The sequence below is a fragment of the Micromonospora tarensis genome (genome assembly GCF_016803395.1).
Lineage (GTDB): Bacteria > Actinomycetota > Actinomycetes > Mycobacteriales > Micromonosporaceae > Micromonospora > Micromonospora tarensis.
This window is the reverse complement of the sequence record NZ_JAEVHL010000221.1, coordinates 1-10,755: the sequence shown is the minus strand read 5'-3', so window position 1 is coordinate 10,755 and position 10,755 is coordinate 1. Positions and strand designations below refer to the sequence as shown.

General features: G+C 69.3%; 9 protein-coding genes. 6 read left to right on the top strand and 3 right to left on the bottom strand.

Going from position 1 to position 10,755, the window contains the following annotated elements; all coding sequences use genetic code 11:
- Positions 1-621 precede the first annotated feature (621 nt).
- Positions 622-2,955, top strand: coding sequence for a hypothetical protein (locus JM949_RS28615; RefSeq protein WP_203151288.1), 2,334 nt, complete (start codon positions 622-624; stop codon positions 2,953-2,955).
- 596 nt (positions 2,956-3,551) lie between these two features.
- Here the strand turns inward: JM949_RS28615 and JM949_RS28610 are convergent.
- Positions 3,552-4,271 (bottom strand): bleomycin resistance protein, encoded by a 720-nt coding sequence (locus tag JM949_RS28610; RefSeq protein ID WP_203151287.1) that lies wholly within the window; start codon positions 4,269-4,271, stop codon positions 3,552-3,554.
- Between the two features lie 443 nt (positions 4,272-4,714).
- On the opposite strand from JM949_RS28610, the gene JM949_RS28605 reads away from it, so the two are divergent.
- The gene (locus JM949_RS28605; protein WP_203151286.1) at positions 4,715-5,446 is read left to right on the top strand and encodes a class I SAM-dependent methyltransferase; all 732 of its coding nucleotides are present in this window, start codon (positions 4,715-4,717) and stop codon (positions 5,444-5,446) included.
- Between the two features lie 98 nt (positions 5,447-5,544).
- On the opposite strand, the gene JM949_RS28600 is transcribed toward JM949_RS28605, so the two are convergent.
- Positions 5,545-6,156 carry a nitroreductase family protein gene (locus tag JM949_RS28600; protein ID WP_203151285.1) on the bottom strand — a complete coding sequence of 204 codons (612 nt, stop codon included), beginning with the start codon at positions 6,154-6,156 and terminating at the stop codon, positions 5,545-5,547.
- Positions 6,157-6,213: 57 nt separating this feature from the next.
- The gene (locus tag JM949_RS28595; RefSeq protein ID WP_309232365.1) at positions 6,214-8,223 is read right to left on the bottom strand and encodes a M3 family metallopeptidase; all 2,010 of its coding nucleotides are present in this window, start codon (positions 8,221-8,223) and stop codon (positions 6,214-6,216) included.
- Between the two features lie 482 nt (positions 8,224-8,705).
- Between JM949_RS28595 and JM949_RS28590 the strand changes: the two genes are divergently transcribed.
- The 4 genes from JM949_RS28590 to JM949_RS28575 form a co-directional block, all read left to right on the top strand.
- The gene (locus JM949_RS28590; RefSeq protein ID WP_203151283.1) at positions 8,706-8,873 is read left to right on the top strand and encodes a hypothetical protein; all 168 of its coding nucleotides are present in this window, start codon (positions 8,706-8,708) and stop codon (positions 8,871-8,873) included.
- Positions 8,874-9,006: 133 nt separating this feature from the next.
- The gene (locus JM949_RS28585) at positions 9,007-9,372 is read left to right on the top strand and encodes a nuclear transport factor 2 family protein (RefSeq protein ID WP_203151282.1); all 366 of its coding nucleotides are present in this window, start codon (positions 9,007-9,009) and stop codon (positions 9,370-9,372) included.
- Between the two features lie 117 nt (positions 9,373-9,489).
- A complete protein-coding gene (locus JM949_RS28580; RefSeq protein ID WP_203151281.1) occupies positions 9,490-9,840 on the top strand; it encodes a hypothetical protein in 351 nt (116 codons plus the stop codon).
- A gap of 49 nt (positions 9,841-9,889) precedes the next feature.
- A partial coding sequence (locus JM949_RS28575; RefSeq protein WP_203151280.1) for a hypothetical protein occupies positions 9,890-10,755 on the top strand: 866 nt, incomplete at its 3' end.

Genomic DNA, 10,755 nt, shown 5'->3' with positions numbered 1-10,755 from the left:
TGAAGTTCTAGCTTGGTCGCTGAACCAACTACCGGAGACCTCTTCAATTAGCGACCACCGCCACGCCCCAACAACGCCGCCCTACGAAACACGACCTAGGAGCGCGATGACGGGTACAACCAGGGCCGGGATGACTGCGGCATCGGCCATCCCGCCGAGTTCGTTGCTGCCCGGTAGCGGCCCCGCTGCTGTGCCAACTGGTCCCATAGAAGCAGCTCCTGGTGGCGCCACTAGCGATGGCTGCCAACGCGTGACTGGCCGTGGCCCGATCCGCGGACGGTGTCCTGCCCCGGTGATGCGGACACGGCGGCTTCATCTAATGAAGGCACCTGGTGGGTGGATGTGTCGCACCGCAAGGGCGGTGAAAACTCTTCGGATCTCCCGGTACGGTGAAGCCGGTCACCGCGGTCGTCGGGGCTGGTTCCCCCATTGCAGTCAGAGGATTCGAGAATGTTCACCGCCGCACCCTTGGTCGCCCAGATTGGGCTCTCGGCGCCTCGCGTCGTAGTCGTCTTCGACGGAGGCAAGGAGTGGCACTACTGGGCTCGCCTGGCTCTTCATACAGCGACACGGCTGTGGGGCGGACGCGGGTTTCTCCTCGTTCCTCACGTTGGCGGCTCCGTGGAGCCGGCACTGCTGCGTGCCGCCCGGGCGTACGACCCGGACTACGTCGTCTTGCTCAACACCACGATCGGCCAGCGGGAGCGCGCCGCGCCTGGGACCGTCCTACCGAATGTTGATGGCCGCGTCATCGACGGTGAGGAGCGGGTACGCCTGCTGGAGCAGGTGTCGGATACGCAATGCGACGATTCGGCTGGAGAACGGGCCCGTCAGACGGTTGCCGAATTGTGCTCACCGTATCGGCGTCAAGAGCATGGGACGGCCGAGGAACGTCTTGTGTCACTCGGCCTCGGTGACGCTGCCGCCCCGCTCACACCCCTGTCGGCCATCCCGCATATGGCAGGTGGTCCTTATCTGACCGCTCCGCCCAGGTGGGGTGGCGCCTTGGGCCTGATGGTCGCGGCACAGTGCGGCATCTTCGACGAGCCCGAGCTAGGTGACCCACCAGTCCTCGACGAGAGAGAACGACAGCATCTGTTGGAATGGCTGCTGTCCGACGACAGCCGTCCCGCTGGTGGGCCGCCTGAGGCGTTGCTCGGACACCTGCTTGCCCCTTTCCGCGACGGCGACGACCCGCTTCGCGCCGGGACTGCGTTCCAGCGCACGACCTACGGCCTAGGCCAGGTGAGCTTCGGCCACCGACCCCGTAATCACGTCACCTTCGTGATCGGTGACAGCGCGGCCGACTTCGCTGCCGCGTACGCCCGTAAGTTGATGTACGGGGACGGCTGGTGGCTACCCAGCGAGCTCTCCCCGTGTGGCACAGACACCAGCGCCGAGCGGATGCGTCTTCTGCTCCAGAACGCAGCCGTGACTAGGAGCGCCTACCGCCGTGGCCGCGTCACCGCGTGCACAGTATCGGCAGGTGCCGCAGCAGTCGCCGCGACCGTTGAGGCGCTGCGCACACCGGTAGTAGAGTTGATCAGCTCTACCGGTATCAGCCAGCAGCAGCTTTACGAGAAGGCCGTCGTGTCAGGCGACCTCGACTTCCCTCGCGACGGCGCGATGAGTTACGCCTTGGAAGCGGACCTCGACCACCCGGTAGCCATCCCGGCCGCAGCAGACGAGGGTGGCACGGTCACCATGCTGTCACCGACCCCTGCACCCGACCTTTCCGACTCGCAGCTCCGAGAATCCCCCGAGCTGACATGGCAGGTCGAGATTCGTCCGGAAAGCCTAGGTGCGCCGCCCGGCCGAGGGCTGGACGGTGGTCACCTACTCGCCCCAGGAACGGACCCGTACTTGACGTGGGTGCGCAGCGGCCGCTACGGCACGCGGTTCGAGTCGCACCGGTACGACTTCGTCGCGGCTGGGACACCCAGGCTGTCCCGCTTAGCACGGCCCAAACTTCGCGAGCTATCCCTGCGGCAATGGGCCGACTGCCTCGCCGGGCAGCAAGAGAAGTCGGTGCGGCTCTCGGACGCCGGCCGGCGAGCCGAGGTACTCGCCACGCTCCTGGGCGGACGCGAGCAGCTTGCCGCGACTCTCGCTGGGCCACTGCTGCCCGTCCTTCGCGGTTTCCTCAGCGACAAGCCGGCAACCAGAGAACGCTACCCCAGCGGGGAGGGCGTCGTGCTCCACGCCGCAGGCACCAACGACGCCGGCTACGAGGGATACCTGACCTTCGACGGCATGAAGAGTTTCGACCCGCGCGAGGACGAGAACGCTTTGGCCGCCGACATCGACTCTATGGTCACGGCAGGACTACTCATTCGCGGCATCATCGTCAGCTGCGAACTATGCGGCCGCGTCAACTTCATCAGCCTCGACCTCGCCGGGCGAATCATCACCTGCCCTCGGTGCCAAGCCAGCAATCCACTGACCAGCACGAGATGGCGTCAGCCCCTCAACGGGCCAACCTGGTACTTCGACCTGCACCCGGTCGCTCGCGACCTTCTTCGGGACAACGGGGAAGTCCCCCTCCTGCTGGCACATCACCTGCGGAGCAGGGCGCGTCGCTACACCGACTCCGCCGAGCTCGAGCTGTGCAACGGCTCAGGCTCCGCGCTCGTTGAACTGGACCTCCCCGCCTACGCCGACGGACAGCTGATCGTGGCGGAGGCGAAGAGCAGCCGGACGCTCGGCAACCGCCCGCCAAAGGAAGCCAAGAAGAAGGTGGAGGCAGCCGACACCCTTCAGGCCCACCAGCTCATCTTCGCCACCACCGAGACGGCCTGGGAGGGCAGCAGTCTTTCAGCAATCGGTAACGCCGTCCGCCGACACAGATGGACAAGCGGCGAGCCACCGGCCATCCGGATCATCACCGCCCTCGGCCTGAATACCTGCCAGGACCAGCGAATGAATTATCAGGACGACCAGCTTTCGCCCTGGTGAAACAGTCACTCGCTCACCATCGCCGGCCGCGCGCGGCAAACCACCAACCAGCGAGGACAGCAACGCCGCTGCGCCCCCTCCAGCCGGTTACCATGCCGCTGTTCATGATCCGAGGTGCGGCATCGGCGCCGTCGTGAACCGCTGTCCGCTCGCCAGTTACCGCAACCCGCCACGGTGCTAGCCCAAGCCCTCTCGGCACCGTAGACTGACGCATCGCGGCAACTTCGCCGGATCTCGGCAAGGACATGTCGGACCGACCGAAGCATGGTCTGAGCAGGGATTACGATTGTCCTGCTGATCTTCCGCAAGCGAGCACAGCAACGCGTGTGTGCGACCCACTAACGTGAAAACAGAATAGGAACCCGCAGGTAGCGAGCCTCTGGGTACAGATAGAGCGTCGTCTTAGGAAACCGATGCTCTATCCCCTGAGCTACCGGGGCGCGAGTGGCCAGTCTAGCGACCTGCGGGTCGACCCGCGTTGGCAGGGAGTGACCCACGTTGACCTGCGTTGGCCTGGCGAACCGCCCCGACCGACGACCACACGCCGATCACACCGGACAGGGCTGCGACCATGATCGTGACCGGCGCATGCGGGCTCACCGCAGCGCCGCTGCGAGATCGGCGGCGGCGTCGAAGTTTGCCGCCGCCCGGGTGGCCTGCTCCGGGTTCAGCTCGATCCGATCGGCGCGGGCCAGCATCTCCGTCGCGGTCTCCCGGTCATCGAGCGTCAGCGCTAGTTCGGCGCGGTAGACGAGGGCTTCGACCTGGACGACCGGGTCGTCGTCGGCCTGCGGGCGGGCCAGCGCGCTGTCGAGGATTCGGGCGGCCTGCTGGGCGTCGCCCCGGGAGTCGCCCTGCACCACGGCGTTCGCCAGAGCCTTGCCGAGGCGTCCGCCCGACGTCGCCGTGGGGTCGGGGGTGGGGGCGGCGTTCTGCACGACGCGAATCCAGTTGCCGCCCGGGTCGACGACGCTGAACCCGCCCAGCCCGTCGTAGTTCTTCCGCGCCCGGGGTCGGGTCATCCGTGGCGTACCGGAGACCAGCACCTTGCCGTAGGCGGCCCGCATGCCCGCGGCGAACGCCCGGTGCAGCCCTTCGATGTCGCTGGTGAGCACCAGACAGGAGCCGTAGGAGTCCGCCGGGTCGAAGCCGGCCATCTCGAAGAAGTGCAGGTGCAGATCCTCGCGTCGCAACGCCGCGTACGGGTTGGGTTTGCGCTGCTGGTACGTGGTGTGGAAGCCGAGCACCTGGTAGAAGGCGACGATCTCGTCGATGGACGCGCAGGGCAGCAGGGGAACTGTCACTTCGTTGGTCATGACTCCTTTCTAGGCGGCCCGGAGAATCCATCGCCCATGGAAATGACCGTTCGTCGCTCACCGGAGTCCGTTCGGCCAACAACGAAGCAGCACACGGGGGTGCCGCGCGGTAGCCGCCGTCGGTGGCCTGAGAAGACGCCCTTTTGCCCAGCGGTGCTTGCGCTGCGGTGACCCCGTCCTGCCAGATCTGGGCGCGGACTCGGTCGGCGTTCGCCTCACGTCTGCGTGTTCGGGTCGCTGGCCGACGCACGGGCCGAGGTGACCGTGTTGGCGCGGGCCGACGCGTCCGAGGCACGCGCTGACGAGGCGCTCCCAGTCAACAGGGACAGCTTGGCAACCTTCGCCGTTGCCGCCACGCGACCAGGATTCCTCGTCCGAGCCCGCTGGTCCGAGCCGGCCGGCCGCGCCGAACCACGCCGCCGTCCCAGACTAAAATTCGTCGGATGCGGCACGGTGAGTTCGAAGATCCAGTGCTCGTCACCGTGTACGACGCGGAGTGCCGGTGGGCGGCAGACGACGACTTCTTCGTCGAGGCCGTGGGCACGGCGCCCGTACGGGTGCTGGATCTCGGTTGCGGCACGGGCCGGCTCACCATCGCGCTGGCGGGGCGCGGGCACCGGGTGACGGGCGTGGATCCGGCGGCGGCATCGTTGGCGGCGGCCCGCGCCAAGCCGGGCGCGGCGGCGGTGACCTGGATCCAGGGAACCGCGGCGGACGCGCCGCCGGCGAGCTTCGACGTGGCCCTGATGACCAGCCACGTCGCCCAGTACCTGGTGGGGGACGACGAGTGGCGGACCGCGCTGTCGGCTCTGCGTCGTGCGGTGGTGCCCGGCGGCCGGCTGGTGTTCGACACCCGCGACCCGGCGTTCCGGAGCTGGACGACCTGGAGCCCGGTGGAGTCCCGCCACGCCGTGCCCCTGCCCGACGGCGGCGACGTGCTCGTGTGGAGCGAGGCGACCGAGACGGAGCCCGGTGTGGTCGAGGTGACCCGGCACTACGAGTTCCCGGACCGGGCGCGGTCGAGTTCGGCCACCATGCGCTTCCGGACCGAGGCGGAGCTGCGGGCGTCACTGGCCGAGACGGGCTGGGCGGTGGACTTCGTCTTCGGTGGCTGGCAGCGGCAGCCGGCGGGAACAGGTGACGGCGAGTTCGTCGTCGGTGCGCACGCCGTCTGACCACCGGCACTGGTGCCTCGACGCGGGCATGTTGCGAATGCCCGGGTTGTCCAGCCTGTCCCTGTGCAGCAGCTCAGGGACCGCCGCGCCGGCCGGGGTCAGCCGGTGTGGTGTGGGACGGCCGCCTCGCTGACCAGCAGCCGCAGTTCGGTGCGGACCCTGCCGGCACCCTCCTCGGCCTGCCACCTGGCGGGGAGCCGCTCCGGGTCGCCGAGCGCGCCGACCGCGACCACGATCCACGGGTCGAAGCCGGTGGGCACGTCCCGGCCCAGGCGGATCACGGCCGGGTCGAAACCGGCCATCTGTCGGACGTACAGGCCCTCGGACATGGCCTGGACGGTGAGGTAGGCGATGGCTTGGCCGAGGTCGTAGGACGCCCACCGCAACGGTTCGCCCGACTCGTCGCACCGCGCGGCCGAACCGCAGATCAGCATTGAGGCGGAGGCCGCCCAGAGCCGGTTGCCGGGGGTGAGGGCGGCGAGCAGCCCGTCGAAGACCTCGTCCCCGCGCCGGCCCACCCGAAACCGCCAGGGCTGCGAGTTGCGGTTCGACGGCGTGCACCGGGCCGCCTCCAGCATGTTGCGCAGGGAACTCTCCTCGATGACGTACGTCGGGTCGTACGCCCGGGGGCTCCACCGGCCCGCGATGAGCGGGTGCAGATTCCCCGCTGGTTGGCACCTGACGTCGGGCTCCACGCTCCGGGTCAGCATCGCCCCTCCCCTCGGTCGGTCGTCTCGGGCCCGGCAGCGCACCCGCCGGAGCCCCTGTCAGCCTGTCGTCGCCCGCAGTCCACGCCGTTCGAGGAGCGGAAGGATTTCCGGATCCCGTCCCCGCAGTGACCGGAAGAAGCTCATGGCGTCGGCCGTCCCACCCCGCGACAGCACCTCCTGGCGGAACCGGTCCCCATTGGCCCGTTCGAGCCCTCCGTTCTCCTCGAACCACCGCACCGTGTCGGCGTCGAGCACCTCGCTCCAGATGTAGGAGTAGTAGCCGGCGCTGTAGTGGTCGCCGGAGAAGATGTGCTCGAAGTAGGTGGTGCGGTAGCGGGGCGGCACGGTCCGCAGGCTGAAACCGGCCTTCTCCAGCACCTCGGCCTCGAAGGCCCGGACGTCGGCGATCCGGTCGTCGGCACCGAGCGTGTGCCAGGCGAGGTCCAGCAGGGACGCCGAGAGGTATTCGGTCGTCCGGTAACCCTCGTTGAACCGTGCCGCGGCGTGCAGCCGGTCGACCATCTCCCTCGGCATCGGCTCGCCGGTGCGGTAGTGGCGGGCGTAGTTCGCCAGCACCTCCGGCCAGAACATCCACATCTCGTTGACCTGCGAGGGGTACTCGACGAAGTCCTGCGGCACCTGGGTGCCGGCGAAGCGCGGGAAGCGGACGTCGGAGAAGAGGCCGTGCAGCGCGTGGCCGAACTCGTGGAAGACGGTCTTGAGCTCGAAGAGGGTGAGCAGGGTGGGCTCGCCGGGGGGCGGCTGGCTGATGTTGTGCGTGTTGATCACCACCGGGCGGGTGCCGAGGAGCCGTGACTGCGCGACCAGGCTGGTCATCCACGCGCCGCCCCGCTTGGAGGGGCGGGCGTAGAAGTCGGCGAGGAAGAGCCCCAGCGGGGTGCGGTCCGCGTCGAAGACCTCGAACACCCGGACGTCCGGGTGGTAGACCGGCACGTCGTGCCGTTCCTGGAAGGTCAGGCCGTACAGCCGTTCGGCGGCGTAGAAGACACCGTCGGACAGCACCCGTTCCAGTTCGAGGTAGGGACGGAGCTCGCCCTCGTCCACCGCGTACCGGTCGCGCCGGACCCGCTCGGCGTAGTAGGACCAGTCCCACGCCTCCAGCCGGAAGCCGCCCCCGTCGGCGTCGACGACCGCCTGAAGGGCCGTCTCCTCGGCCCGGGCGTTCGCCACCGCCGCGGGGACGACGCTTTCCAGCATGCCGCGCGCGTTGGCGACGGTCCGGGCGGTGCAGTCCTCGATCTGGTAGTCGGCGTGGCTGTCGTACCCGAGCAGCCAGGCCCGCTCGGCCCGCAGGCGGACGATCTCGCGTACCAGATCGGTGGTGTCGTTGTCGTTGCCCCGGGCGCCCCGTTCGGTGGAGGCCCGGTGGATCCGCTCCCGCAGGGCCCGGTCGTGCAGGTAGGTCAGTGCCGGCTGCGCCGTCGGCAGCGTCAGGGCGATGAGGTACGCCCCCTCGTGCCCCCCGCTGCGCGCCGCCTCGGCGGCAGCGTTGACCCCGTCCTCCGGCAACCCGTCGAGCTGGTCCCGGTCGGTCACCAGAACGCTGAGCTCGTTGGCCTCCTCCAGCAGCCTGCGGCTGAAGGTGGCGTAGCGCACTGCCAGTTCGGCGTTGAGGGTGCGCAGTCGGTCGGCGTCCGGTCCGGACAGACCGATCCCGGCCCGTACGAAGTCGGTGTGGTACCGCTTCAGCAGCCACTCCGACTCGGGATCGAGGTTGAGGTCGGAAAGCCGGCGGTGCAGATCGTCCACCCGGACGAAGAGCCGGCGGTCGAGGAAGATCGAGTCGCGGTGCGCGGCCAGCAGCGGGGCCACCTGCGCCTCGATCTGCTGGAGGCGGGGGTTGGTGTGCGCCGAGCAGAGCGTCAGGAAGACCGTGTGCACGCGCTCCAGGAGAAGACCGGACCGCTCCAGCGACTCCATCGTGTTCTGGAAGGTCGGCGGGTCCGGGTTCGCCGCTATCGCCTCAACCTCAGCCCGCTGCCTCTCGATGGCGAAATCGAATGCCGGCAGGAAGTGGCTTTCCGTTATCCGGTCAAACGCAGGCACCTCATACGGGCGCTGATCGGACGCAATGAGCGGATTATCGAGCATGGACAGCGCACACTCTCCTCATCAAGCCTCAGCGACGTGAGTCACCGAGGCATCCCGATTTGGGCGTGGCTCGGGTCGGCGTGGCCCGAAAGCCAGGCAAACCATAACCACAACCGGCGCCGGAAGGCGATAGAGGTATTTCCCCCGATCGGCCGCAGGAAGCCTGGGCCCGCTGGAGACGATACCTCGCTCGTCGGCCGCGCGTCGGCCCCTCGTCACGTGGAAGTTTCACGCGACGCTCCGATGACGAGCGTTTTCGCAGCTCACGCCCTTGTGTCAGCGCTCCCTCGCAGCCGGCGGAACCGCCCGCACGCCGCAGCCATGGACGTACGGCAATGGGTCGACCGGCCTCGAGGAGGTCCCGCGGCGGGTCTTGACAGTCTCTCGATTGCTGCTTAAAGATTGCTTCCATCGATCCCCCAATCGGAGGAGGAACAATGTCCAACTACCCGTACGCCAAGAAGCCGGCCTTCTTCCGCGTAATGTCGGCAGAGCTGTTCTTCGAGGCCGAGGCCGACACCTCGGCGCCGGAGATCGAGGCGTTCTCCGACGTGGAGCTGGACGCCGAGCTGGACTCGATGCTGGTCGAGGCCGACGCCAACTGAAGTAGGTGACGGGTCGGGAGCCCCGGCAATTATCGGGGCTCCCTACTCGTTCACAGAAATCGTTCCGCGCTGCACACAAATGCGGTTCCTCGCGTTTATGGCGCATATCCCGAAGGGTCGGACGCGGGAAGTGATGGCCGAGAACCAGGCTGCGGCCGAGCAGGTACGCCGGTACTACCGGCTGGTGGACCAGGATGACGTCGCGGGCCTGGTCGCCCTCTTCGCCGAGGACGCGGTGTACCGGCGGCCGGGCTATGAGCAGCTCACCGGCCGGGCGCAGTTGCGTGAGTTCTACCGGAACAGACGGGTCATCGCGCACGGACGGCACGTGCTGCGCCGAATGACAGTCGCCGGTGACGACGTGACCGTGGAGGGCTCGTTCGGTGGCACGCTCCGGGACGGGCGACAGGTCGAGGTGGAGTTCGCGGACATCTTCGTGCTCAACACCCGGCTGCTGTTCCAGCGGCGTACGACGTACTTCTTCGCGCCGCTGGTGTGAGATGCGTTCCGTAGCACGCCGCGCAGCACCGGACAGGCCGGGGAACCGTCCGAACGGGGCGACCCTGGGCCGCGACGGCCTCCCGTCCGACCATCCGGCGTCCCCGGAGGACCACAGATGAACGGTCACCGCGACGTGACCATCTCACCCGGCGTCGACCGGGTCACGACGGTCACCGATCCGGAGTCCTACACCGCGCTGGCGCAGCGCGTGCAGCCCGACCTCGCCCTGGTGCCGGTCCTGGCGCCGCCGGAGGGACCACCCACGGTGGTCTCCACGCCGCTGACGCCGACGCCGGACCCGCGCGCCTGGCAGGGCGTGGTGCTGGTGACCGAGGACGAGTTCGAAGCCGTCGGCATGGTGCTGGCCCGGGGATCGGGCCGCCGTTGCGGCGCGCCACCCTCGCCGAGGCGGTCCGGCTCAGCACTGACGTCCCGGTCACCGTGGTGGGTGCCGTCGACGGCGTGACCTCGGCGCGCTCGCCGCGCTGCCCACCGACGCCCGCCTCGGCCTCTTCGTGGCCCGCGACCCGGCCACGGCCAGTCGACTCGCCGCGCGCACACTCCTGCGCGGGCCGACCGTCGCCGCCAGTTCGGACGACCTCTCCTTCGACACGCTCGCCGTGGACGGTGGACCGCGCCGGCTCGCCGGGCTCGACGTCACGGTCGCCGGGCTGCGGGCGGCCACCCGGGACGACGTCGCCATCCTCGCCGGCCGGGCACACGCCCGGGACTGCTCGATGGATCTGCTGGACGGGACGATCTGCGGCCGGAGCGAGGAACGGGCCCTGCTGCCCGTCGAGCCGGTCCGGGCGGACCGGTGGTCCGGGCACCTGACGGCCTGCCAGCAGAGCCAACAGTGCTGCAAGTACGGCCTCCGCATCCGCGACAACCTGCGCGCCGCCGAGATCCCGGCGGCCTTCGCGGTGCTGGACAGCTGCCGTACCGCGGCCAGCGGCGACGGCGCGGTCCGCACCGACGTGTCGATTCCGCTGACCATGCTCGCCGGCTCCACGCTCGCGGTCGTCTGCGCCGTCGGCACCCGTGGCGGCAGCGCCTGGGCGGCGCCGTTGCTGCGAGGGCTGCTCCGCGCCGGCCTGCCGCTCGGCACGGCGCTGGCGGAGGTCAACCAGGCGATCGCGGCGGACCCGGCGGGCGTGGGCCGGCTGGCGCTCTTCGGCGACGCCGGTCTGGTACCGGTGCCCGGCGGCACGCCTGCCCGCCTCGCGGCATCCGGCGACGGGGTGGTGGAGATCCCCGCCGGCGCCGCGGCGACGCTGGTCGACGGGACCGGCCTCCTGCCGGCGCAGCCGGGCGGCCCCGTCCTGGTGACCCGGGCGGACGCCACGACCAGTTGGGCCCTGACCGAGGTCTGCGGCCGATC